General features: G+C 70.6%; 16 protein-coding genes and 1 other RNA gene. 10 read left to right on the forward strand and 7 right to left on the reverse strand.

Annotated features, from left to right (window positions below; all coding sequences use genetic code 11):
* Window positions 1-35: 35 nt before the first annotated feature.
* The 5 genes from ACWCP8_RS28455 to ACWCP8_RS28475 all read right to left on the reverse strand — a co-directional run bounded on the left by ACWCP8_RS28455 (window position 36) and on the right by ACWCP8_RS28475 (window position 10,529).
* Window positions 36-2,333: a bifunctional glycosyltransferase/CDP-glycerol:glycerophosphate glycerophosphotransferase gene (locus ACWCP8_RS28455; RefSeq protein WP_451118955.1), complete on the reverse strand. Its 2,298-nt coding sequence runs from the start codon at window positions 2,331-2,333 to the stop codon at window positions 36-38.
* Window positions 2,334-2,524: 191 nt separating this feature from the next.
* A complete protein-coding gene (locus ACWCP8_RS28460; RefSeq protein ID WP_352262699.1) occupies window positions 2,525-3,448 on the reverse strand; it encodes a carbohydrate ABC transporter permease in 924 nt (307 codons plus the stop codon).
* A 97-nt stretch (window positions 3,449-3,545) separates the two neighbouring features.
* Entirely contained in the window at window positions 3,546-4,931 is a 1,386-nt protein-coding gene (locus ACWCP8_RS28465) for a carbohydrate ABC transporter permease (RefSeq protein WP_352262697.1), read from the reverse strand.
* 4 nt (window positions 4,932-4,935) lie between these two features.
* On the reverse strand, window positions 4,936-6,294 hold the full coding sequence (locus ACWCP8_RS28470; protein WP_352262695.1) for an ABC transporter substrate-binding protein: 1,359 nt from the start codon (window positions 6,292-6,294) through the stop codon (window positions 4,936-4,938).
* 266 nt (window positions 6,295-6,560) lie between these two features.
* Window positions 6,561-10,529: an FHA domain-containing protein gene (locus ACWCP8_RS28475; protein WP_451118958.1), complete on the reverse strand. Its 3,969-nt coding sequence runs from the start codon at window positions 10,527-10,529 to the stop codon at window positions 6,561-6,563.
* Window positions 10,530-11,040: 511 nt separating this feature from the next.
* On the opposite strand from ACWCP8_RS28475, the gene ACWCP8_RS28480 reads away from it, so the two are divergent.
* From ACWCP8_RS28480 to ACWCP8_RS28495, 4 genes are all read left to right on the forward strand, one after another.
* Entirely contained in the window at window positions 11,041-12,690 is a 1,650-nt protein-coding gene (locus ACWCP8_RS28480) for a serine/threonine-protein kinase (RefSeq protein WP_352262689.1), read from the forward strand.
* Between the two features lie 169 nt (window positions 12,691-12,859).
* The gene (locus tag ACWCP8_RS28485) at window positions 12,860-14,098 is read left to right on the forward strand and encodes a serine/threonine-protein kinase (protein ID WP_451118960.1); all 1,239 of its coding nucleotides are present in this window, start codon (window positions 12,860-12,862) and stop codon (window positions 14,096-14,098) included.
* Between the two features lie 184 nt (window positions 14,099-14,282).
* Window positions 14,283-15,389: a peptide chain release factor 2 gene (gene prfB / locus ACWCP8_RS28490; protein WP_352262685.1), complete on the forward strand. Its 1,107-nt coding sequence runs from the start codon at window positions 14,283-14,285 to the stop codon at window positions 15,387-15,389.
* Window positions 15,390-15,798: 409 nt separating this feature from the next.
* Window positions 15,799-16,683, forward strand: coding sequence for an LPXTG cell wall anchor domain-containing protein (locus tag ACWCP8_RS28495; RefSeq protein ID WP_451118962.1), 885 nt, complete (start codon window positions 15,799-15,801; stop codon window positions 16,681-16,683).
* Window positions 16,684-16,824: 141 nt separating this feature from the next.
* Here ACWCP8_RS28495 and ACWCP8_RS28500 read toward each other — a convergent pair whose 3' ends face one another.
* The gene (locus ACWCP8_RS28500; RefSeq protein WP_030922919.1) at window positions 16,825-17,028 is read right to left on the reverse strand and encodes a hypothetical protein; all 204 of its coding nucleotides are present in this window, start codon (window positions 17,026-17,028) and stop codon (window positions 16,825-16,827) included.
* Window positions 17,029-17,296: 268 nt separating this feature from the next.
* On the opposite strand from ACWCP8_RS28500, the gene ftsE reads away from it, so the two are divergent.
* From ftsE to ssrA, 5 genes are all read left to right on the forward strand, one after another.
* On the forward strand, window positions 17,297-17,986 hold the full coding sequence (gene ftsE / locus ACWCP8_RS28505) for a cell division ATP-binding protein FtsE (RefSeq protein ID WP_352262681.1): 690 nt from the start codon (window positions 17,297-17,299) through the stop codon (window positions 17,984-17,986).
* Window positions 17,987-18,037: 51 nt separating this feature from the next.
* Complete coding sequence (gene ftsX / locus ACWCP8_RS28510; RefSeq protein ID WP_352262679.1) at window positions 18,038-18,955, forward strand: permease-like cell division protein FtsX; 918 nt, start codon at window positions 18,038-18,040, stop codon at window positions 18,953-18,955.
* Between the two features lie 68 nt (window positions 18,956-19,023).
* Entirely contained in the window at window positions 19,024-20,235 is a 1,212-nt protein-coding gene (locus ACWCP8_RS28515) for a S41 family peptidase (protein WP_352262677.1), read from the forward strand.
* Between the two features lie 18 nt (window positions 20,236-20,253).
* Window positions 20,254-20,742, forward strand: coding sequence for an SsrA-binding protein SmpB (gene smpB / locus ACWCP8_RS28520; RefSeq protein ID WP_352262675.1), 489 nt, complete (start codon window positions 20,254-20,256; stop codon window positions 20,740-20,742).
* Between the two features lie 95 nt (window positions 20,743-20,837).
* Window positions 20,838-21,207: a transfer-messenger RNA gene (gene ssrA / locus ACWCP8_RS28525) on the forward strand.
* A 61-nt stretch (window positions 21,208-21,268) separates the two neighbouring features.
* Here the strand turns inward: ssrA and ACWCP8_RS28530 are convergent.
* Complete coding sequence (locus ACWCP8_RS28530; protein ID WP_451118965.1) at window positions 21,269-22,516, reverse strand: MFS transporter; 1,248 nt, start codon at window positions 22,514-22,516, stop codon at window positions 21,269-21,271.
* 84 nt (window positions 22,517-22,600) lie between these two features.
* Here ACWCP8_RS28530 and ACWCP8_RS28535 point away from each other — a divergent pair, with 84 nt between their 5' ends.
* The gene (locus tag ACWCP8_RS28535) at window positions 22,601-23,560 is read left to right on the forward strand and encodes a LysR family transcriptional regulator (protein ID WP_352262671.1); all 960 of its coding nucleotides are present in this window, start codon (window positions 22,601-22,603) and stop codon (window positions 23,558-23,560) included.
* Window positions 23,561-23,807: the final 247 nt, after the last annotated feature.

Consider the following 23,807-nt stretch of genomic DNA (forward strand, 5'->3'; position numbering starts at 1 on the left):
GACGGGGGACAACAGGAAGTCGGAAGGCCGGTAAGTCAGGTGGTCGGGCGGTCAGGTCCGGTCGACGGACTGCGTCCCGGCGAGGTCCCGCTCAACAGAGCCGGTACGGGGACGGACGCCGGGACCGGCGCGGGCCCCGGACAACGCTCCGCGAGGGACACCGCAGACGCCGCGGGCACCTGCACGGTCGTGTCGCCCAGGAACACCCGGCGCACCACCCGCTCCGCCGCGTGCCCGTCGTCGTACGGGCAGAACCGCGCCCGGAACGCCGCTCGCAGCTGCGCGGAGCGGGAGTCGCGCCAGTGGCCCGTGGCGAAGATGTCCAGCAGCTCGTCATCGCTGTGGGCGATCGCACCCGGTGGGCAGGAGCGCAGATCGAAGTAGGTGCCGCGGGCTGCCTCGTACGCCTCCCGGTCACTGTTGTGGATGACGATGGGCCGGTCCAGATTGGCGTAGTCGAACATCAGCGACGAGTAGTCGGTGACCAGTGCGTCGGAGGCGAGCGCGACCGCCTCGACCGAGGGATGGTCGCTGACGTCGATGATTCGCGGGTGCGTGCCGCGGGCCGGCGGAGCCTCGTACGAGTAGTGCGCGCGGGTCAGGATCACGAAGTCGGGGCCGAGCGCCCGGACCACCCGCTCCAGGTCGAGGCCGAGGTGCTGGGTGCGCCGGTAGTCGCGGTGGGTGGGGGCGTACAGCAGGGCGGTGGCACCCTCGGGGATGCCGATCGACTCGCGAAACCGCGCCACATCGTCGGCGGTGGCCCGCCGGAAGAGGTCGTTGCGCGGACAGCCGTACTCCAATGTCTCCAAGCCGGCTGACTCCGACGGGTAGGCCTTTTCCCACACAAGGGTGGAGTGCCGGTTCGCGGAGAGCGAGAAGTCCCATTTGTCGACGTTGGCGAGCAGCTGCTCGAAGTCCATCGTGCCGGCCGCCGCGGGACGGTCCTGAAGGTCCAGGCCCATCGTCTTCAAAGGAGTGCCGTGATGGGTCTGGAGCAGCACCTGGCCGCGCCGCTTGACCAGCCGCCGGTCGAAGTTGACGTTGTTCACCAGGTACTTGGAGCGGGCCAGCGCCTGCCAGTAGCGGTACGTTCCCGGTGTGAGCCGGCGGATTCCGGTGGGGACGGTGTGCGCGTCCTCGGCGCGGCAGATCCATGACGTGTGCAGCCCGGGCACCAGTTCGCGGGCCTTCTCCTCGATCGCCGCCGGGTTGCAGGCATAGCCGCGGTGCCAGTACGCAGCGAACACCGCGCGGTCCGCGCGCACGGGCAGCCGGAGCTGCACGCGGTAGTACGCCTGGAGCGCGCCGGCCCGCACCACCCGGCGTGCGGCCCCGGCGATCCGGTGCAGCCACCCCCGCAGCAGCTGCGCGGTCCACAGGGCGCGGTACGTACGGTGCGCGCCCAGCCGGATCAGTCCGTGGCGCAGTCGGGCGCGGCGTGGCGCGGGGGCGCCGGGGACGCGGTAGCGGCCGCAGTGGGCGCGGGCGCGGCGGAAGAACTCGCCGCGGCTGCCGCGCGGCAGCCTGCCACGGGTGGTGAAGAGCGTCGAGAAGTGGTCGAGCATCCGGCGATAGATCACCGGCCGCCAGTTCGTGAGCCGGGGGTGGGCGTCGATGAACGCGAAGACCCGGTCGTACTGGTCGAAGATGTCGAAGTGCTTGCGGCTGGTGGTGGACAGGATGTTGCCCCGGCGCCGCTGCCGGTAGTGGACGCACACCTCGTCGAGGACGGCGATCGAACCGGCGGCCATCAGCACCGGATAGGTCCACGGGGTGTCCTCGTAGTAGCCGGGCGGGAAGGTGAACCCCTCGGCCTCGACGAACTCGCGGCGGTACGCCTTGTTCCAGACGACCATGAGGACTTTCAGCAGACCGGGCCGGTCGGCGAGGGTGAAGGTGGCGGCGCCGGTCTCGGCGAGATACCCGGCGAAGGCGTTGCGCACGCTCTCGCCCGTCCAGTACGTACGGGCGTAGTCGTAGACCAGGACGTCCGGCTCCCCGGTCCGCGCGATCCGGTCGGCGATGGTCCGCAGGGCGCCGGGGGCGAGAGTGTCGTCGCTGTCCAGGAAGATCAGGTAGTCGCCGGTGGCCTGTGCGATCCCGGCGTTGCGGGCGAGGCCGAGGCCCACGTTCTCCGGCAGGTGCAGGGCCCGCACCCGGCTGTCGCGTGCGGCGAACCCGTCGATGATGGCGCCGCAGGAATCGGGGGAGCAGTCATCCACCGCGATGACCTCGAAGTCCGCGTAGGACTGGCTCAGCACCGAGTCCAGGCTCTCGTGCAGATACGCCTGAACCCGGTACGCGGGCACGATGACACTGAACCTGGGCACAACACATCCATGGGTCGTTCGCTGGTGCGGGCGGGTGGTCCGCAAACGGCCGATGGGGCGCGATGGTTACGCCGAAACGTGGCATTCGCGCGAAGTGCCAGGTGGGGCGTGCCCGTTTGGAGTAACGGGACACGCCCCATGTTGACGTACATCCGGTCGACGTACAGCTGTTGGATTTCTGTGCGGTGCTGCTACTTGACCGCGCCCGCCATCACGCCGGAGACGAACTGGCGCTGGAAGGCGAAGAACACGGCAAGTGGAATCACCATCGACACGAAGGCGCCGGGCGCCAGTACATCGATGTTGTTGCCGAACTGCCGTACCTGCTGCTGCAAGGCCACGGTGATCGGCGGCGAGTCGGAGTCCGCGAAGATCAGCGCGACCAGCATGTCGTTCCACACCCAGAGGAACTGGAAGATCCCGAGCGAGGCGATCGCCGGACCGCCCAGCGGCATCACGACCCGGGTGAAGAGCCGGATCTCACCCGCCCCGTCGAGCCGGGCCGCCTCCAGGAGTTCGCGCGGGATCTCCGCGAAGAAGTTCCTCAGCAGGAAGATCGCGAAGGGCAGGCCGAACGCCGTGTGGAAGAGGATCACACCGAAGGTGGTCTCGAAGATCCCGATCTCGCCGAAGAGCTTGGACACCGGGATGAGAGCGACCTGCACCGGGACCACCAGCAACCCGACGACCAGCAGGAACCACCAGTCGCGGCCGGGGAAGTCCATCCAGGCGAAGGCGTACCCGGCGAGCGAGCCGAACACCACGACCAGGACCGTCGCCGGGACAGTGATCATCACCGTACTCAGGAGGGAGTGGGTGATGGTCGAATTGTCCAGCAGCCGGGAGTAGTTGTCGAAGGTGAGCTGGGACGGGGCGGTGAAGACCTTCCACCAGCCGGTCGCCGCGATCTCCTCGCCGCTGCGCAGCGAGGAGAGCAGCAGTCCGATGGTCGGCATCAGCCAGAACAGGCCCACCAGGATGAGGAGGACCCGCATCACGCCGCCGCCGGCGCGGGCCGCGATCCGTGAACCGAGGGACTGCTTCGCCCGCGCCGCGTCGCTGCCGGAGGCCGGGGTCGTGCGGGTGGCCGCGGCCGTCGTCGACGGGGTTGTCATCGGCGCCCCTCCTTCCGTATCCGGCGGATATTGCCGTGCTTTTCCGGGGGACAACCCCCGGACCTCCGGCCGGAGGCGACCGTGGTCGACGGAGTTGTCATCGGCGCCTCTCCCTCCGCATCCGGCGGATATTGAAGATCATCACCGGGATCACCAGCAACAGCAGGAGTACGGCGATGGCGCTGCCGATCCCGAGGTCCGCATCCGTGCCGAACGAGGACCGGTACAACTGGAGGGCCAGGACGTTCGCATCGTCCTGGGAGGAACCCGGGGCGATGATGAAGACCAGGTCGAAGATCTTGAGGACGTTGATCATCAGCGTGACCAGCACGACCGCGAGCACGGGCGCGAGCATCGGCACGGTGATCCGGCGGAAGACCTGCCACTCGTTGGCACCGTCCACCCGGGCCGCTTCGAGGAGTTCACGCGGCAGGCCCGCGAGTCCGGCCGCGATCAGCACCATCGCGAAGCCCGCCCACATCCACACGTAACTGCCGATGATTCCGGGCGTCACCAGGGTGGGGCCGAGCCAGTCGACCCCGTTGTACGGCTCCTTGAAGTTCGATGCGGGGAGCCGGAGCAGGGTGCCGTCGGCCGAGGCGGGCAGGGTGAACGTACCGTCCGCGGCGGCCTTCGCCGAGGCGACCACCTTGCCGTTCTTGACCGCCTCGACCTTGAGCCCCTTGAGACCGAGCTCCTTGGTGTCGATGACATCGGGTTTGCCGCCGCCGCCCTTGGTGAAGTCCAGCCATGCGGTACCGGTGACCTTCCCGGACTGCGGGGTGGCCGCCTTCGCCGGCTTCGCGTCGGTCGGCATCTTCGCGGGCGCCACACCGACCAGCGGCAACTGGACCGGTTCGCCGGCCCGTACCGGCACCTTCGTGACGAACGATCCGCCGCCGCCCGCCTTGAGCGGATGGACGGGCAGCGGGTGCGCCTTCGGATAGCCGGCCGACTCGGCGAACGTGTCGTGCACACCCACCCATACGGCGTTCGCGACCCCGCGCTCCGGGGCCTGGTCGTACACCAGCCGGAAGATGATGCCCGCGGCCAGCATCGAGATCGCCATCGGCATGAAGACGATCAGCTTGAACGCCGTACCCCAGCGGATCCGTTCGGTCAGCACCGCGAAGATCAGCCCGAGCGCGGTGGAGATCGTCGGTGCGAAGACGACCCAGATCGCGTTGTTCTTGACGGCTGTACGGATGGTGTCGTCCGTGAACAGCGCCTTGTAGTTGTCGACACCGGCGAAGCCCGTACCCGACTGGTCGAAGAACGACCGGTAGACGGAGTAGCCGATCGGGTAGAGCACGAGCGCGCCGAGCAGCACCAGCGCAGGCAGCAGGAACGCCGTCGCGACGATCTTGCGGGTGCCGGTCACGCTCCTGCGGGGGCGCGGCTGCCCAGGGCGCTCGGAGCGCTCAGGGGGACGCTTGTCGGCGGGGGGCACCGCGTCGGCGCCCCCCGCTGTCGCTGTCGTCATCCCGTCAGCTCTTGTACGCCTTGGCCGCGTCGGACTCCAGTTTCGCCTGGGTCCCCGCGATGTCCTTCGGGTTCTTCAGGAAGTCCTGGAGGGTCTTCCACTCGCCCTTCCCGGGCGTCCCGCCGAACGACTGCGGGGCCTGGTCGGACATGTCGAACCGGACGGCGTCACCGGCGGCGATCAGCGCCTTCGCCATGGTGCGCTGCACCTCGTTGGGATACGCGGCGGTGTCCAGGGCCTTGTTCGGCGAGATGAACCCGCCCTGCTCGGCCCAGATCTTCGCCGCGTCCGTCGAGGCCAGCCAGGTCAGCAGGGCCTGGGCGCCCTTGCTGTCCTTCAGGGCCACCGCCGCGTCGCCGCCCGTCACCACGGGGGATTCGGCGCCGACCGCCGGGAACGGGAACACCTTGGCGTCCGTACCGATCTTCGCCTTGGTCTGCGCGATGTTGATACCCACGAAGTCGCCCTCGAAGACCATGGCGCCCTTGGGCTGGTCACCGCCGGTGAACGTCTGGGTGACCGAGGCCGGGAACTCCGTCTGCAGCGCACCGTCCGCGCCGCCCGCGATCAGGGACGGCTTGCCGAAGAGCTCGGCGAGCGTGGTCAGCGCGTCCTTGACGGACGGGTCGGTCCACTTGATCTTGTGCTGGGCCAGCTGGTCGTACTTCTCCGGGCCCGCCTGGGAGAGGTAGATGTTCTCGAACCAGTCGGTGAGGGTCCAGCCGTCCGCCCCGCCGACCGAGACCGGGGTGACACCCGAGGCGGAGACCGTCTCGGCCGTCGCCATGAAGTCCTTCCAGGTCTTCGGCTCGCTCGCCCCCGCGTTCTCGAACGCCTTGGCGTTGTACCAGATCAGGGACTTGTTGGCGGCCTTGAAGTAGACGCCGTACTGGGTGCCGTCCACCGCGCCGAGGTCCTGCCAGACCTTCGAGTAGTTCTTGTCCAGCTGGGCCTTGGCGTCGGCGCCCACCGGCTTGGCCCACTTCTTCTCCACGGCCTGCTTGATCGCGCCGACCTGCGGGATCATCGCGACGTCCGGCGGCTGGCCGCCCGCGATCTTCGTACCGAGGAAGTTGACGATCGGGTCCTGCGCAGGGACGAAGGTGACCGTGGCGCCCGTGCGCTTCTCGAACTCCTTGAGAACCTTGACGAAGTTGGCCTGCTCGGGGCCGGTCCAGACCGCCGCGACCGAGATCTTCTCGCCGTCCAGCTTGGGCAGTGAGACACCCGAAGGCGTCTCCTTGGAGCTGCTGGAACCTCCGCCCGCCTTTTCCTTTCCGTCGTCACCGCAGCCGGTGAGGGCCAGTGCGCCGATGGCTGTGAACACCATGGCGGCCCTGCGAATCCGAAGCGTTGTGCGCATCCGTGCCCCGTCTCTCCTGTGCGCCTGCCTGTACGTGAGTGTCTGCTCCTGTGCGCACAGTCCTACGCCGGGTGCACGAGCGCCGCAATACCGCTTTCGGTGTCAACTTGTCGATCGTGATGGGCTCGTGACGTGAGGTCAGTCGTGTTCGGTCGTCGGACGGGCCCGATGTCCCAGCCCGTCCGGTGATCGAGGACGAAATGACGAAATAGCGAAATAACGCAATGGCGGCCGGGGCGGGATGCCCCGGCCGGGGTGAGGGGACCTCAGGGCTGGTGGGCCACGAGCGGAGCTATTCGCTCGGCGTTCACCGAACGGGCCGCCCGCTCCAGCGCACTGGCCAGCAGCGCCAGGTCCGTCGGCCCGTTGCCCAGCTCGCGGACCGGTCGCCGGGTGGGCGGATCGCCCATCCGCTCCCACTCCAGCGGGACGACGGTGGGCCGCAGGGTCGCGGTACGCGGAATGCGGCCCGTCACCCGGCCCCCCTGGAACGGCGTCACCCGCCCGTCCGGATGCCCCAGCCTCCCCCGGCCGGGCAGCGGGTCCTCCGGCGAGGGCGGCACGACGGGCGCGTCGAGCACCACCCGTAGCCGCGCCCCGCGGGCCAGTTCCGTGTCCTCGGTACGGTCGGCGCGGGCGGACGTCGCGACCAGATGCACGCCCAGCCGGCCGCCGTCCCTTGCAACGGCCTCCAGCGCCCGGACGACCGAACCGGCAGCGGGCCGGCCCGGGCTGCCGAGGGCGGGTGCGACCAACGCGTCGAAGTCGTCGACGAGGACGACGAGCCGGGGCAGCGGGGACGGGCCGGAATCCACGGACCGCGCGGCGGCGGCCCGCAACCGGAGCGTGCCGTTCGTCGTCGGGTCCAGATCGCCGCGCTGCTCGGCGGCGCTCGGTGCCCGCTGGCCGACCATCCGCTGCGCCACCTCGTGCCGGACGTGCCAGTCGTCGAAGTCGAGCCGCCCGAGCAGCTCGGCACGCCGCTTCAGTTCGCCGCCCAGGGCCTGGGCGAACTCACGCATCCTCAGCGGATCGGAGGCCGTCAAGTTCATGAAGGCATGCGGGAGTTCGGTGCAGGGACGCAGGCTCTCGCCTCGCTCGCCACCGGCGCCGTCGACGAGCAGGATGCCGAGCCGGTCGGGCCGCGCCGCGGCGGCGAGCGAGGCGGCGACGGCGCGCAGCAACTCGGTACGTCCACTGCCGGCTGGGCCCTCGATGAGGAGATGGGGTCCTTCGTCCGCAAGATCGACACAGACCGCACCCCGGGGCCCGGCGCCGAGAACGACGACGGGCCGGGCGGCGACGGCGGTCGCGTCGGGGGCCGGGGCAGTGCAAGCTGCAGCAGTCCTGACCGGGCTCGCGCCCTCGGTCACCCGAGCAGCAACCTGCGGCGCATCGCCGCCACGGGGCCCGCTCACCCGGCTTGCGGCCCGCTCGGCGGGCTCGGTACCGGGACCGGTCCGAGAACTGGAGGAGTCGCCGACCGCACGGTCGTGACGCTGCGCGCCGATCCGGGGGGTGACGGGGTACGGGGTTCGGCCCGAGTCGGACGCGCCGGATCGGGGGTACGGGGTTCGGCCCGAGCCCGAGGTGTCCGTGCCGGGGTACGGGGTGCGGCCCGAGCCGTGGTTGTCCGTGCCGGGGTACGGGGTGCGGCCCGAGCCGTGGTTGTCCGTGCCGGGGTACGGGGTTCGCGCCGATGCCGAGGGTGTCCCGCCCGGGTACGGGGTGCGGCCCGAGCCTGGGGCATCCGCCCCTGGGTACGGCGTACGCCCCGAGTTCGGGGTGCCCGTGTACAGGGTGCGTCCCGACCCGGTGCCCGACAGGCTGCCGTCGCCGTGAACCGACGTATGCCGTGGTCTGCCCGCATGGGTGTCGTTGCTCGTGCCGGGGTACGGGGTGCGGCCGGAGCCGGACGTGGCGGTGCCCGGATACGGAGTGCGCCCCGACTCCGGCGACTCGCCACCGGGGTACGGCGTACGCCCCGACCCGGATCCGTAGACGTCATCCGCCCCCCGGGCTCCGTCGGCACCCGCACCGGCCGGGCGCGAGGACGGCAACGGGGCGCCCGGCCCGCCGTCGGCCGTGCGCTGCGCGCCTGCACGGGGACCCGCGCTGCCCGAGTACTCCGTGCGGCCCGAACCGTGGGTGCCGACGGGCGGCACCTCCATACTGCCGAGCCCATACACCGTCGCCCCCGGCTGGTCGTCCGACGTCGACGCCCAGCGGGCCATCAGCGAGGCCGGGGTGGCCCTGGCCAGGCCCAGCTCGTCCAGCAGGCGGGCGGACGACGGGAGGGCCGCAGCCGTCCGGCGGCCCGGTGCCGTCGCCGAACCCGCCATACGCAACGGGGCCAGCGCCCGCCCGAACCGCTCCGCCCAGGCCGCCGACACCGCGTCCACCGCGGCCACCGTGCCGTGGCCCGCAGCCTGCCCGCCCGCCGTGCGCAGCAGCCGCAGTGCCGTCGCCACATCGCCGCTCAGCATCGCCACCGCCCCGCACTCGCGGAACGCGATCGACGCATGGCAGGCCGCCTCGTACGTCGCCGCGACCGGCGAGGTGGGCGACGCGGCCGGCGCCTCGGCCAGGCAGATCAGATGGATTCCGGCGGCCGCACCCGCGGCGGCCAGCCGGGCCGTGGTCTCGCGCAGCACCGCGGAACCGGGGTCGCCGTCGACGATCACCACGGTGTGCGGCCCGACGTATCGCCGGGCGGCCTCGGCAACCGTGACCCGGTCGACGCTGGCCCAGCCGGTGCCGAGCGGCCCGTCGTCCAGCCGGCGCACCAGCTCGGTCGTACGGGCGGTGGCCTGCTCCCGGTCGTACGCGAGCAGCAGCCGGCAGTCCTGGCCGTGCATCGGCCGCAGATGGGGGAGCCAGCCGAGCCACGCCCACTGACGGCTGCGCTCGTCCGCGTTGCGGGCGCGGTCGGTACTGATGAGCACGATCTCCAGGTCGGCCGGGGAGTGCAGCGCGGCGAGCTGCGCGACCGCAGAGCGGGCGAGCCCGGCCAGCCGCTCCCGCGGTCCGGCGAGCCCGAGCGAACCGGCCTCCCGCAGTCCCACGGTCACCGGTACTGCGGGCAGATCGGCCCGGTCGGTGGTGCCGAGCCGGACCACCAGCGCCTCCGGGTGCTCGGCGTCGCGCTCCCACAGCCGGGGGCCCGGTCCGAGGGCGGTCAGCAGCACGGTCGCCGGATCGGGCCATGTCTCCCCGACCGACGAGCCCGACGGGCGCGAAGCCGTGAAGGAGGACGAGGCGGACGGGCCCGGTCGGCCCACCGGCCGCGACTCATCGGGCGCGGCCTCGTGCACCGGCTCGCCCTTGTTGCCTGCCAGCCTGCGGGCCCAGGCTCCTATCCCGCCGCGCCGGGGTACCTCGTCGTCCGCGAACCGGCCGGCCGGTCCCCGCCCGCCCCGGTCATCGGCCTCGGCCGGTGTGCCACTTCCGTACGCAAACGCGACGCCGTCGCCGGACCCGAGGCCGGGCGAGACACCCGCGCTGTACGCATGACCGGAGCCGTACTCCGCCGACCCCGACTCCGAACCCTCCGGGAAGTTCCCGTCCTCGCCGACGCCGCCCGCTGCCCGCGCCACCCGCAGATGACCCTCGCCGTCCGGCGTCGTGGCCAGAGTCGGCGTACGCGCCCCCGAGGCCAGCCGCAGCGTCGATTCGCCGAGCCGCAGCAGCGCACCCGGCTCGAGCCGGACCGGGCGGTCGTGGACCTCCGTACCGTCCAGCGAGGTGCCGTTCGTGGAGCCCAGGTCGGCGACCGAGACCCGGCCGTCCTCGGAGACCGTCACCGCGCAGTGCAGCCGGGACACATCGGGGTCGTCGAGCGGGACGTCCGCGTCGGCGGAGCGGCCGATCCGGATCTGCCCGCCGTGCAGCAGATGGACGCCGCCCGCGTCGGGGCCCGCCACCACATGGAGCTGTGCCGGTACGGCATCGTCCGCCGCCTCGTCGTCCTCGCCCGGGACCTGGAGCGACAGCACCGCCCCGTCGACCAGGGGCGGCTCACCCAGCGCGCACCGCTGCGCGTCGAGCCGCTCGCGCCCGGCGAACAGCACCACCGCACCGCTGCCGAGCGAGCCGTCCGGCCCGGTGACGGCCGCGGTGAGGTTGGAGGCCACAGCGGCGAGCGCTGTCCCCGCAGGGGCGGTGACGAGCACGTCACAGGCGCGAGCCGGTGTCTGGCCGCTGGGCGGCGCGAGGACGGTCAGCCGGATCTGCATCGCCGTCAGCGGTCCCTTCTGCGCGGGGTGCCCGGCAGGGGAAACGCCCTGTGATTCCCCCCACCCGGCACGGACGCGTCGTCCGGTACAGGTCGTCACGTAACGCGAGGCTCCCGCCCCCACAGTTCCGTGCTGGAGGCATCCTCGCACCTGCCACCGACAACACGCCCGGGGGCCACCTGAAATTGATCTTGGAGCGTCGGCTGTGGTCCCAAAAGTGCCTGCTTGGGGCGTTCCCGGGAGCTGCGCACAGGAACCGGGCGGCCGTCCGGGGCCGGCCATGGGCACGTTTGTGCGGCAACTCTGCGGCAACCATCCGTCCTGCGTGCGCGTCTTCTTGCGGACACGATGAATCACACGTTCCGGACACGACGGCTCACTCGCCGTTCACGACCGGAGAACGACCGACCCGTGTCCCGTTCGAAGGGCACGAAGCGGCACTAGAGTGGGCCGGAACTCCCGGGCGGCCCCGGGGGACCGCAAGCACCACGATCAGCAGGGAGCGCATGACGTGCGGCCGGTAGGCAGCAAGTACCTGCTCGAGGAGCCGCTGGGACGCGGCGCCACGGGCACCGTCTGGCGTGCCCGCCAGCGGGAGACCGCAGGTTCCGAGGCGGCCGTCGCGGGTCAGCCCGGGGAGACCGTGGCGATCAAGGTCCTCAAGGAGGAGCTCGCCAACGACGCGGACGTCGTGATGCGCTTCCTGCGCGAGCGCTCCGTGCTGCTGCGGCTCACCCACGAGAACATCGTGCGCACCCGTGACCTGGTCGTGGAGGGCGATCTCCTCGCCCTTGTGATGGACCTGGTCGACGGCCCCGACCTGCACCGCTACCTCCGCGAGAACGGTCCGCTCACCCCGGTCGCCGCCTCGCTCCTCACCGCCCAGATCGCGGACGCGCTCGCCGCCAGCCATGCCGACGGCGTCGTCCACCGCGACCTGAAGCCGGCCAACGTCCTGCTCTCCGAGCGCGACGGCCAGATGCACCCGATGCTCACCGACTTCGGCATCGCGCGGCTCGCCGACTCCCCGGGGCTGACCCGGACCCATGAGTTCGTCGGCACGCCCGCCTATGTGGCGCCGGAGTCCGCCGAGGGTCGGCCGCAGACGTCCGCGGTCGACATCTACGGTGCGGGAATCCTGCTGTACGAGCTGGTCACCGGGCGACCGCCGTTCGCCGGCGGCACCGCCCTCGAAGTGCTGCAACGGCACCTCAGCGAGGAGCCCCGCCGCCCCACCACCGTCCCGGCGCCGCTGTGGACAGTCATGGAGCGCTGCCTGAGCAAGGACCCGGACCGGCGGCCCAGCGCCGAGAACCTGGCCCGTGGACTGCGTACCGTCGCGGCCGGCATCGGCGTGCACGCCAACTCGGCCCAGATCGCCGCCGCCGACGGGGTGGGCGCTCTGCTCGCCCCCGACCCGGCGCCCGCGGCGGTCCCGGGGACCCAGGGTGCGGCCGACCCGACACAGGTGCTGCCGAGCAATGCGGGTGCGTACGACCCGAACGCGGCGACCAGTGTCATGCAGCACGCCCCCGGCCAGGGATACGGGCAGGGCCAGGGCGGGTACGCCGACCCGACCGCGGTCATGCCGCCCGTGCCGACGCGCCCGGAAGGCCCGCCGCAGCCCGAGGGCCCGCACCCGTGGCAGTCCCAGCTGCAGGCGGCCCGCGACCGCAACGAGCAGACGCAGGTCCAGTACCTCGACCCGAGCCAGGACCCGCTGCGCCGCCGCCCCCAGCGCCAGCAGCCGCAGTCCCAACAGCCCCAGCAGCAGCGGCCGCAGCACCAGCAGTACGGGCAGCAGCCCCAGCAACAGCAGCAGTACCCCCAGCGCCGTCAGCAGCAGCAATACCCGCAACAGCAGCCGCAGCGCCAGCAGTACGCGCCCCCGCAGCAGCCGCCGCCCCAGCAGCCGGCGCCGCGCCAGCCCCGCGAGCCGAGGCAGCGCAGTGCCAACCCGACGAAGATCCCGGGCCTCGGCTGCCTCAAGGGATGCCTGTTCACCATGGTGCTGCTGTTCGTCGCGGGCTGGCTGATCTGGGAACTGACGCCCCTGCAGGACTGGGTGGCCCAGGGCAAGAGCTACTGGCAGGTGATCGGTGACGGGATCTCGGCCGCCACCGACTGGCTCTCCAAACTGGGCGACAGCGGCGCCAACTGAGAGCGCACGCACCACCGACTTCGTGGCTTTGTCGACTTCTGCGGGCCAATTTCGCCCGCAGAAGTGAAGGTTGGCGCCATGCAGGGCACGCAGCACCCCGATAGACGCGTAACTTTGTCGACCGGGGGTTAGTGAGCGAGGTCCATCGCCAGCCGCTGAGGGAGCAGTCTTGGCACGGAATATCGGCAGCCGGTACACCGCCCACCAGATCCTGGGGCGCGGCAGCGCCGGCACGGTGTGGCTCGGCGTGGGTCCTGAGGGTCCCGTAGCCATAAAGCTCCTCCGTGAGGACCTCGCGTCCGACCAGGAGCTGGTCGGACGCTTCGTCCAGGAGCGCGCCGCCCTGCTCAAGCTCGACCACCCGCACATCGTCGGCGTCCGCGACCTCGTCGTGGACGGCAACGACCTGGCGCTGGTCATGAACCTGGTACGCGGCACGGATCTGCGCACCCGCCTCGACCGCGAGCGCCGCCTCGCCCCCGAGGCAGCGGTCGCGATCATCGCGGACGTGGCCGACGGCCTCGCCGCCGCGCACGCCGCCGGAGTGGTGCACCGCGACGTCAAGCCGGAGAACATCCTGCTCGACATGGAGGGCCCGCTCGGCCCCGGCGGCTCGCACCCGGCACTGCTCACGGACTTCGGCGTCGCGAAGCTCATCGACACCCCGCACCGCACCAAGGCCACGAAGATCATCGGTACGCCGGACTATCTGGCCCCCGAGATCGTCGAGGGTCTGCCGCCGCGCGCCGCCGTGGACATCTACGCTCTCGCGACGGTGCTGTACGAGCTCCTCGCGGGCTTCACGCCGTTCGGCGGCGGCCATCCCGGCGCGGTGCTGCGCCGCCATGTCACGGAGACAGTGGTCCCGCTCCCCGGCATCCCCGAGGAGCTCTGGCAGCTCCTGGTCCAGTGCCTGGCCAAGGCCCCGGCCTCCCGGCTGCGCGCCTCCGAGCTCGCGGCCGGCCTGCGCGAACAGCTCCCGCACCTGGCCGGCATCCCGCCCCTCGACGTCGACGAGCCGGACACCGAACCGGAACCGCAGCCGTACGACGAGCAGCAGTACACCCCCAACCCCGACGAACCCCGCCGCCGCGGCGCGGTCCCGCTGGTCCCCGGCGCGTCCCCCGACTCCAACCGCGACACCCACACGAGCATGCGCGTCCCCGCCCCGGACGAACTCTCCGGCGGCCCCAGGGGCACGGCCCGGGCCCCGCGCGCACCGGGACAGCCTCGCCCCGGCTCGGCCCGCAACAAATCAGCCGCCATCCGTAAACGCCGCATCACGCTCGGCGCGGTGGCGATAGTGCTGTGCGCGGCAGTGGGCGTCGGCGGCTGGCTGGCCCTGAGCGGCAACGACGCGGACGCGACTCCACAGGACTCGGGGAGCTCGGCACCGGCGATGCCGTAGGCCCCTGGAAGATCGAACGGGTCCGGCCACTGTGGTCCCGGACACCCTCAGTCCGTCCGCCGGGCGGCCCGGCGGCCCCGTACGCAAGGATGCCGGGCCGCCCGGCGGCCCGGTACGCAAGGATTCCGGCCCGTGATCAAGCAGCCCGGGGCAGGTCCGCGCCGACAGCCGTTACGCTGGACCCGTGGCAGTCGTCGATATTTCCGAAGAGCTGAAGTCCCTCTCCTCGACCATGGGGTCGATCGAGGCCGTCCTGGACCTGGATGCGCTGAGGGCGGACATCGCCGCGCTCGAGGAGCAGGCGGCGGCGCCGTCCCTCTGGGACGACCCTGACGCGGCACAGAAGATCACCAGCAAGCTTTCGCACCTCCAGGCCGAGGTCCGAAAGACCGAGACCCTGCGCGGGCGCATCGACGATCTTGCGATCCTCTTCGAGCTCGCCCAGGACGAGGCCGACGCCGACACCCTCGCCGAGGCCGAGGCGGAGCTGGAGTCCGTCAGGAAGGCGCTCGACGAGATGGAGGTCCGTACCCTCCTCTCCGGCGAGTACGACTCCCGTGAGGCGCTGGTCAACATCCGGGCCGAGGCCGGTGGCGTCGACGCCGCCGACTTCGCCGAGAAGCTCCAGCGCATGTACATCCGCTGGGCCGAGCGGCACGGCTACAAGACCGAGGTCTACGAGACGTCGTACGCGGAAGAGGCCGGCATCAAGTCGACCACCTTCGCCGTGCAGATTCCGTACGCCTACGGCACGCTCTCCGTCGAGCAGGGCACCCACCGGCTCGTCCGGATCTCGCCCTTCGACAACCAGGGCCGCCGCCAGACGTCCTTCGCGGGTGTCGAGGTGCTGCCGGTCGTCGAGACGACCGACCACATCGAGATCGACGAGTCCGAGCTGCGCGTCGACGTGTACCGCTCCTCCGGCCCCGGTGGCCAGGGCGTCAACACGACCGACTCCGCGGTGCGCCTGACCCACCTGCCGACCGGCATCGTCGTCTCCTGCCAGAACGAGCGCTCGCAGATCCAGAACAAGGCATCCGCGATGAACGTCCTCCAGGCGAAGCTCCTTGAGCGCCGCCGCCAGGAGGAGCAGGCCAAGATGGACGCGCTCAAGGGCGACGGCGGCAACTCCTGGGGCAACCAGATGCGTTCGTACGTCCTCCACCCGTACCAGATGGTCAAGGACCTGCGTACGGAGTTCGAGATCGGCAACCCGGAAGCGGTCTTCAACGGCGAGATCGACGGCTTCCTGGAGGCGGGCATCCGCTGGCGCAAGCAGCGGGAGAAGTAACAACCAGTTCGCGCGCGTACGGCGGTGCCGGGACCCCCACTGGGTTCCGGCACCGCCGTTTTCGGTACCCGGCGGCCGCCGTGGTGCGTGCGGAATTCCGTTGTCCGAAGGGGAGTTGGGGCCGCGAGTTGCGTAGGCCCCGTGGTGAGTGCGTCACAGTCGTGATTCTGATTGACGGTCAACTGCTCGCAAAGCGGTGCACATTGCACGGAACAGGCTTGACGTAGTCCTTAACTCTGGACAGGGTGCTGGTGCAGCATGCGTATGTCTGGGACGGGTGTGGGCGGGGGAGGGCGGCTTGGCCACGGCACTACGTGGCCCGGCAGGCCGAGAGCGCAGCCCCTGGCAGAGCCGTGAGCCCGCATATGGCTGCTCCATTGACGAGAACAGCTACTGGGGGTAGCAGCAGATGACCAAGAAGACGCGAGTCCGCGTCGCGCGGATAGCCGCGGGTGCGGTAATCGCCGCGGGTGCCTCGCTGACCGCTGCCGGCGCGGCGCAGGCCGTCGGTGTCGGTGTCAACATCGGTGGGCTCTCGGCCACGGCCGAGGCCAACGAGGACGGTCTCAACGTCGGCCTGGGTGTCCAGGGAGACACCGAGGGCGACAGCGGCGGCGATGTGGCCGGCGGTGTCGACGAGGGGCCTTCGACCACGGGCGAGACCACTGAAGGTGGCGCGGCCGATAACGGCGGTGCGGCTGACAACGGCGGTGCTGCTGACAACGGTGGCGCGGCTGACAACGGTGGCGCGGCCGATAACGGCGGTGCTGCCGATAACGGTGGCGCGGCCGACAATGGCGGTGCTGCCGACAATGGTGGCGCGGCCGATAACGGTGGCGCGGCTGACAACGGCGGTGCGGCCGACAACGGTGGCGCGGCTGACAACGGTGGCGCGGCTGACAACGGCGGTGCGGCCGACAACGGTGGCGCGGCTGACAACGGCGGTGCGGCCGACAACGGTGGCGCGGCCGACAACGGTGGCAACGGCAACAACGGTGGCAACGGCAACGGCGGCGCCTCCGGCGACGTCACCGGTGGCGGCGACGGTGGCGGTGGCGACGACGGTAGTGCCAACACCTGCACCGTCGACCTCGACGGTGCCGAGTGCGCGGACAACACCGACACCGACAGCGTCGGCAACCAGCCGGTCGAGCAGGGCAAGGGCAAGGACGAGCTCGCCGAGACCGGTGCGGCCGAGACCACGTTCCTGCTGCTCGGCGCCGCGACGATGATCGCCGGCGGCATCGGCTTCCGGATCCTGCCGCGTCTGGTGAACGGCCGCACGGTCGCCTAAGGCCTCTGTGGCCGGTGGACGCGCCTGCGTACACAGAAGGGCCCGGGACGGCCGCTCGGCGTCCCGGGCCCTTCTACGCACGCACACAGTCACGTACTCACTCCGCCATGCGGGCGGCGGCGGTTACAGACAGCTACACGGTCATACGGTCTGGTGCGCCAGCAGTGCCAGCGTCGCCAGCAGCACCACCAGCAGCGCGACCAGCATCGCCGGGCTCAGGCCCGCGAAGAGTCCCTGCTGCTCTTCCTGCTGCTGCAGCCGTGCGCGGCTGGCCCGGCATACCGGGCACCGGCCCTCGTTCACGGGCGCCGCGCAGTTTGCGCACACCAATCGGTCATAGGTCATGCGCTTTCCTCCTCCCGCGCGGCGGAGCCGCATACGCGTTCTCTCCGCACAACGCTCATGGAAACGCATCCGTTCCCCCTCCACTGTGCCAGCTCGCGCTGATTTCGGCGCGGCCCGCCGGAAACACCCGGTCCGTTCCGGCTCCCGTTGCGCCCCAGCACGGTTCCGTTCCGCCATAAATCGCCCATCAGTGGACGCTCGCCTGCACGCCTCAGCCCGGTTCGCGTATGGTCACGCACACCTACTCCCGGCCGACCGTGGTGCATCCGTGATCCGATTCGACAACGTCACCAAGACCTACCCGAAGCAGAGCCATCCCGCTCTACGGGATGTGTCTCTCGATATCGAGAAGGGCGAGTTCGTCTTCCTGGTGGGCTCCTCCGGCTCCGGCAAGTCCACCTTCATGCGACTCATCCTCCGCGAGGAGCGTGCCAGTCAGGGCATGGTCCACGTCCTCGGCAAGGACCTCGCGCGCCTGTCCAACTGGAAGGTGCCACACATGCGCCGCCAGCTGGGCACGGTCTTCCAGGACTTCCGGCTCCTCCCCAACAAGACCGTTGCGGAGAACGTGGCGTTCGCCCAGGAAGTCATCGGCAAGCCGCGCGGCGAGATCCGCAAGGCCGTACCGCAGGTCCTCGACCTGGTCGGGCTCGGCGGCAAGGAGGACCGGATGCCCGGTCAGCTCTCCGGTGGTGAGCAGCAGCGCGTGGCGATCGCGCGGGCATTCGTGAACCGTCCCATGCTGCTGATCGCGGACGAGCCGACCGGAAACCTCGACCCGCAGACCTCCGTGGGCATCATGAAGCTGCTGGACCGGATCAACCGGACCGGGACCACCGTCATCATGGCGACCCACGACCAGAACATCGTCGACCAGATGCGCAAGCGCGTCATCGAGCTCGAGAAGGGCCGTCTCGTACGCGACCAGGCCCGCGGCGTCTACGGCTACCAGCACTGAGCGGATCCGGCCGCGCCGGACCCGCTGAGCATCGAGTATTGAAAGGACGCCATGCGCGCCCAGTTCGTCCTGTCGGAGATCGGCGTCGGTCTCCGTCGCAATCTCACGATGACCTTCGCCGTCGTCGTCTCCGTGGCCCTCTCGCTCGCCCTGTTCGGCGGCGCGCTGCTGATGCGCGAGCAGGTCAGCACGATGAAGGACTACTGGTACGACAAGGTCAACGTCTCGATCTTCCTCTGCAGCAAGAACGACGCGGAGTCGGCGGCCAACTGCTCCAAGGGTGCCGTCACCGCTGAGCAGAAGAAGCAGATCGAGACCGACCTCGGGAAGATGAAGGCCGTCGAGAAGGTCACCTACGAGTCGGCCGATCAGGCGTACAAGCACTACCAGGAGCAGTTCGGCGACTCCCCGATGGCCGGCAACATCACGCCGGACCAGATGCAGGAGTCGTTCCGCGTCAAGCTGCACGACCCGAAGAAGTACAAGGTCGTGGCCACCGCCTTCGCGGGCCGCGCCGGGGTGCAGTCCGTCCAGGACCAGAGATCCATCCTGGACAACCTCTTCGGGCTGATGAACGGCATGAATGTGGCCGCACTCTTCGTGATGGCGTTGATGCTGGTCATTGCGCTGATGCTGATCGTGAACACCGTCCGCGTCTCGGCGTTCAGCCGGCGCCGCGAGACGGGCATCATGAGGCTCGTCGGTGCGTCCGGGTTCTACATCCAGATGCCGTTCATCATGGAGGCCGCGTTCGCCGGGCTCATCGGTGGCGTGCTCGCCTGCGTCATGCTGCTGGCCGGGCGGTACTTCCTGATCGACGGCGGTCTGGCCCTCCAGTCGAAGCTGAATCTGATCGACTTCATCGGCTGGGACGCGGTCTTCACCAAGCTGCCGCTGGTCCTTGCGATCGGGCTGCTGATGCCCGCCGTTGCCGCACTTTTCGCGCTGCGCAAGTACCTCAAGGTGTGACATGCGCCCCGTAGGGCGGATGGTGAACCCGCCGTGCGCTCTCGGAGTGTTGTCCTAGACTCATCGCCATGTCGGGCCCCACGGACGGTTACGGGCCCCGCGGCCTCTGCCGCGGGGCGGCCCTGACATTGGTCTTCGCGAGCGTCCTGGCCACCGGGGCGGCCACCGGATCGTTGCCGCACGGGCACGGGCACGGGCACGGGCACGGGACGAGCGCCGCGATAAAGGCCCGTGCCGTCGCCTCCACCACCGACCGCGACGAGGTCGCGCACGCGGCCGCCGAGGCGCTGGCCGATGGCAAGTCCGCCACGGAGGCGGCCGAGGAGGCCGTCAGCCGCAGCGGGGACCGCTGGGGTGCGGTGTACGACGAGCGGGAGTACGAGGAGTTCGAGCAGGCCCTCGACGGCTTGTACACGGGGGTCGGACTGGCCGCGAAGCGCTCGGCCGACGGGCGGGTCGCCGTGGCCCGGGTCCAGCCGGGCGGCCCCGCCGACCGGGCCGGCATCGAGCGGGACGACCTGCTCCGTACGATCGACGGCCACCAGGTCGACAAACGCCCCGTCGCCGAGGTCGTCGCCCTGCTGCGCGGGGACCGTACGAGCGCTACCGCGGGCACCACCGTCGTGCTGGGCGTCCAGCGCGGAGCCACCGGCCCGACGAGGACGCTGATGCTGACCCGGGCCCGGCTCATCACCGAGGCCGTCACCGTCCAGAAGCTCGGACCGGACCGTTCCGATTCCTCCGCAGCTGTACTGATCAAGGTCGACTCGTTCACCAAGGGCGCCGGCGCCAAGGTCCGCGACGCGGTCCGGAGCGCACCCGCGGGCGCCGGGGTGCTGCTCGATCTCCGCGGCAATTCCGGCGGCCTGGTCACCGAGGCCGTGGTCGCCGCCTCCGCGTTCCTCGACGGCGGGCTCGTCGCCACGTACGACGTGCACGGCGAGCAGCGCGCCCTCTACGCCGAGCCGGGCGGCGACACCGTACGGCCCCTCGTCGTCCTCATCGACGGCGGCACCATGAGCGCGGCCGAGCTGCTCACCGGCGCCCTCCAGGACCGGGGCCGCGCCGTCACCGTCGGCTCGCGGACCTTCGGCAAGGGCTCCGTCCAGATGCCCAGCAAGCTCGCGGGCGGCTCGGTCGCCGAGCTGACCGTCGGCCACTACCGCACCCCGGCGGGGCGCAGCGTCGACGGGCACGGCATCACCCCGGACCTCGCGGTCTCCTCCCGGACCCTGCAGCGGGGCGAGACAGTATTGAGTGGCCTCGGGGGTGGGTCGTAGTGCGAAAATGGCCGCACTATGGCTAAGGAAAAGGACACAGGGCGCAAGCTCATCGCGCAGAACAAGAAGGCGCGGCACGACTACCACATCCTCGACACCTATGAGTGCGGTCTCGTACTGATGGGCACCGAGGTCAAGTCGCTGCGGCTGGGCCGGGCCTCGCTGGTGGACGGCTTCGTCCAGATCGACCGGCACGAGGCGTGGCTGCACAACATCCATGTCCCCGAGTACGTACAGGGGACCTGGACCAACCACTCCGCCAAGCGCAAGCGCAAGCTGCTGATGCACCGGGCCGAGATCGACAAGCTGGAGTCGAAGTCGCAGGAGACGGGGCACACGATCGTGCCGCTCGCGCTGTACTTCAAGGAAGGCCGGGTCAAGGTCGAGATCGCGCTCGCCAAGGGCAAGAAGGAGTTCGACAAGCGGCAGACGCTGCGGGAGAAGCAGGACCTGCGGGAGACGAACCGTGCGATCTCGGCGGCCCGGCGGCGTCAGCGGAGCGCCTGAGCGCGCTCCGGCAGGAATAGGCTGGCACCGTCGTGCGTTGGTCACGTACGATGGCACTGCACCTCACAGCGGGTGCGCCTTTGAAAAAACAACATGGGGATGATCGGTTTCGACAGCGGATGTCGAAGCAGGGGAAGCGTGTCGAGGAAGCGGCAATGATCTCGTAAACCATATGTCGCAACCAATAATCGCCGATTCCAAGCGCGATTCCTTCGCCCTCGCTGCCTAAGTAGCGACTTGCGAAGTGTCAGCCCGGGGGTGATCCCGACCCGGATCCTGGCATCATCAAGGGATCTAAACTTCTAGGCCCGGTCACGGGGCCTGGAAGGAAATCAAACAGTGGCTGGGCCTGTCGGAGGCTTGTTCGCGTGATCTCCGGGGCCGAGAAAAGCGCAGCGAACTGCACACGGAGAAGCCCTGATTCTGCACCGTTGGACGCGGGTTCGATTCCCGCCATCTCCACAATTCCCATGTGAACGAGGACCCCGTTGCCCACCGGCAGCGGGGTCCTCGTTCGTGTCCGGGTTCATGTCCGGCGGATTCCGGCCGCTGCGACGGCCAGGGCGACTCCCGCCGCGCACACCGGGACGACGTACCCCGTCACCGCCCCCGTGTGCTCCACCATCCAGCCGCCGGCCGCCGAACCGGCCGCGATCCCGCCCAGCAGCGCGGTGACGGAGAGCGTCATGCCCTCGTTCAACCGCCCCTCGGGGGTCAGCCGTTGCACCAGTGTCATCCCGGTGACCATCGTCGGCGCCGTGGCCGCGCCCGCCAGCAGCAGACTGCCGGCCAGCGTGAGCAGCGAACCGCTCGCGGAGGCGGCGAGCAGCGGCAGGGACATCAGCGTCGTCATCCCCGCCAGGCACCACAGCAGCCGGTGCCGGATGTCCGTGGCCGGGCGCAGCGATCCGTACAGCAGTCCCGCCACGCACGAGCCCCCTGCCTGGAGCGCCAGGATCGCGCCCCCGGCGTGCGCGATCGTGACGACCTCCATGGCGCCGAAGACCGCACCGGTGGCGAGAAAGGTGGCGAGCAGCGCGGGCATGCCGTGGGTGCGCAGCGGGGAGCCGGCCCGGGTGTGCGGCGCCACCGGGGGCTCCGTGGCGCGCTGGGCGGCGAAGATCAGTACGCCGGTCATCAGCAGGATCGCGCCGATCAGCGTCCCGGCCTCCGGGAAGAGCGCCGCGCACAGGAGTGCAGCGAGGGCGGGGCCGAGCATGAAGCACAGTTCGTCGGCGGCCTGTTCGAAGGAGTTCGCGGTGTGCAGCGCGGCCGGGTCGCCGCGGTGCAGATGGGCCCAGCGGGCGCGGGACATGCCGCCGGTGTTGGGCGTGGTGGCGGTGGCGGCGTAGGCGGCGAAGAGCGTCCAGGCCGGGGCGTCGTAGTGCACGCAGAGCAGCAGCGCGAGCGATCCGAGCGCGGCGATCGCGGTGGCGGGCACGGCGATCCGGGCCTGGCCGTACCGGTCGACGAGCCGGGCCGTCCAGGGCGCGACGACCGCGGTCGCGGCGAGCCCGGTCGCGGTGACCGCCCCGGCCAGGGCGTACGAGCCGCGCGACCCGGCGATCATGATCACGGCGCTGACGCTGAACATCCCCATCGGCAGCCGCGCGATCAGATTGCCGGTGGTGAAGGCGCGGGCGCCGGGGGTGGCGAGCAGGCGGCGGTACGGGTTGGTGGAGGCCCGGCGGACGGGGGCTCCGGTGCGCGGGGCGATCACCAGCAGGTCGCCGGAGACGGAGGGCAGCGGTGTGGTGGGCGTGTCGGACGGCATGGGTCAACCCTCGCGGCGCCCGGCCGGCGCGGTCCAACACCTGCTCCGCTTCCATTCACGCACATCTGTTGTAAGTTCGGGCCCGTGACCTCCTCCGATACTGATCCCCGGCTGTTGCGCGCCTTCGTCACCGTCGCCGAGGAGCTGCACTTCACCCGCGCCGCCGCCCGGCTCTACGTCGCCCAGCAGGCACTCAGCCGCGACATCCGGCGGCTGGAGCGCGAGCTCGGTGCGGAACTGTTCGTACGGACCACCCGGCAGGTCTCCCTCACGCCCGACGGCGAACGGCTGCTGCCGCATGCCCGCCGGGTGATCGCCGCCCACGACGACCTGCGCGCCGCCTGGGCGATCCAGACGCGCCCGCTGCTGGTCGACATCAGTGCCCCGGTCGGGACGGGCCACCGGCTGCTCGGGCTGGCCCGCAGCGAGGCGCCTGGGGTGGAGTTCGTGGCGCGCTATCTGAGCGGGCTGACGGGGGCGGCGGCGGAGATCCTGGCCGGGCGGCTCGATGTCTCCTTCGGCCGGGTGGCAGGGCTCGATCCGGCGGTACGGGCGGGGCTGGCGCATCAGCCGGTCTGTTTCGAGCGGCTGACCGTCCTGCTGCGCGACGACCATCGTCTGGCGTCGCTCGCCCGGGTCCCGATGGCGGCGCTGGCGGGGGAGCGGCTGTATGCGGCGGCGGGCAACCCGGCCACGGCGGAGTGGACCGACCTTGCGGAGCGGCTGTTCGCGGGGCGGGGGATCGAACTGGTGGCGCCCTTCCCGGAGATCGTGGGGGAGGAGGAGTTCGTACGGGTGGTACGGAAGCAGGGCTGGTCGGTGCTGGCGAGCACCGAGTTCATCGAGGTGCCGGGGATGGTCGTACGGCCGCTGGTCGACCCCGTGCCGCTGTCACCGGTGTCGCTGGTGTGGCGCAAGGGGCTGAAACACCCGGGGGTGGATGCGCTGCGGCGGGTCGCGGCGGGGGTGTCGGCGACGGAACGGGGGCTGGAGGTGCCTGCCGGGAGCTGGCTTCCCGAGGGGGACCTGGCCTTCATGTCGTAGGCGTGCCGATGCCGCAGGTGCGCTGACGCGACATGTGGCCGACTGTTCGCCAACGTTGGCTCAACTCCGGGAAAGATAAACGTGGATTGTGCATGTAAGGGTGGATCTTCTTTTCGGTCGAGGCTGTGCGAAATCCGTGTGTCCCCCATTCCAGGACATCACTCGTTCAGGGCCAATTTCGTCAGCTTCGTGCGCTACATTCATCCTCCGGGTGCAAGGTGCTGGGGGGCGCACGGACCGGGTGGGG

The sequence above is a fragment of the Streptomyces sp. NPDC002206 genome (genome assembly GCF_053593595.1).